Genomic DNA, 1,323 nt, shown 5'->3' with positions numbered 1-1,323 from the left:
TGGGGTTGCCCGCAAATCGTGGACACGTAGTGGAGCTGCCTGATGGTTAGGCAGCTGTTTCTTTTTTGTTGGTGGATTGGGTGATGTGGTACTCGAAGTCGACGGGGCTGATCATCCCGAGTGCGGAGTGCCGGCGGCGACGGTTGTAGACCACCTCAATCCAGCGCGCGACAGCCGTACGCGCACCATCACGGGTAGGCCAGTGCTGCCGGTCATAGAACTCGGTTTTAAGTGTTGACCAAAACGACTCAGCCATCGCGTTATCGAAGCACACTCCGGTACGCCCAACGGACTGGGCAATCCCCAAATCACGGCACACGTCCCAGATCTGCTCACTCGTAAACTGTGATCCACGATCAGCATGAAACACCAGCCCATCAGCAACCTCACCACGCAGCGTATAGGCCATGCGCAAGGCCCGTTCAACCAGAGAAGTATCTTGAACGCTATCCATCGCCCAGCCCAACACACGGCGGGAATGGCCGTCGCGGATAACACACAAGTACAACCAGCCCTCACCGGTGCGCAGATAGGTAATATCCGACATCCACACCCGATTAAGCTCACCGGCATCAAACATACGCCTGACCAGGTCCGGAAGCGTGGACTTACGCTTAGATTGAATCGTTGTCACCGGGACGAAGGCACGCGGTGAAATCCCTTCAATACCCATCAGACGCATCCGCTTGGCCACAGTCTTGCGGTTTAGTGCAATGCCGTAGCGCTCGGCAAGTTCCGCAGTGATCCGTGGGGCACCGTAGACGTGATCAGAATCTGACCAGATCTGATGGATCGTGCGGTCAACATCGTCGTAGAATGCTGCCCGATCATCGTTTCCAGATAGCCGTTGTTCCTGCTTATTGGCCCATTTATAGTAACCGGACCGGGACACTTTCAACAGACGTGCCATGCGTTTGATGCTGTAGTTCGCCTTCTCCTGCCGCATTAGTTCGAACTTTTCTGTTCGCGTTGCTTCGCGGCGAAGAAGGCTGTCGCTTTTGACAAGAACTCATTGTCTAACCTGGCCTCTGCCAGCTCACGACGCAGACGAGCAATCTCAGCGCGAAGATCTGTCTCGCTCATCCCATCGCTGGCGCCTCGGCGCTGTTTTTCATCTTTGACCCACCTGCCCAAAAGCCCCGGAGCGACACCGATCTCCCGGGCCACATGAGCAATCGGACGCTGCGACTCAATCACGAGATTCGCAGCTTCACGCCGGTACTCCGGCGTGTACTTCTTGCGTTGTTGACTCACAATGAACATCCTCTCCTACGGACACAACATCCGTACAAGTCGGGTGTCCACTAAACAAGGGTAACCTCA

The 1,323-nt window shown here is 55.6% G+C and carries 1 protein-coding gene; it reads right to left on the bottom strand.

Annotated elements, in window-relative coordinates; translation table 11 throughout:
• Positions 1–46 precede the first annotated feature (46 nt).
• Positions 47–1,263, bottom strand: a protein-coding gene (locus tag HMPREF3101_RS00205) for an IS3 family transposase (protein WP_141737292.1) whose coding sequence is annotated in 2 segments (ribosomal slippage) — positions 47–1,002 and positions 1,002–1,263 — 1,218 coding nt in all. Because the reading frame shifts where the segments join, the coding sequence is not laid out codon by codon here.
• Positions 1,264–1,323: the final 60 nt, after the last annotated feature.

The sequence above is a fragment of the Corynebacterium sp. HMSC29G08 genome, assembly GCF_001806875.1.
In the GTDB taxonomy this organism is placed as follows: Bacteria; Actinomycetota; Actinomycetes; order Mycobacteriales; family Mycobacteriaceae; genus Corynebacterium.
The sequence above is the reverse complement of the archived record's forward strand: the minus strand, read 5'-3'. Positions and strand labels throughout refer to the sequence as shown.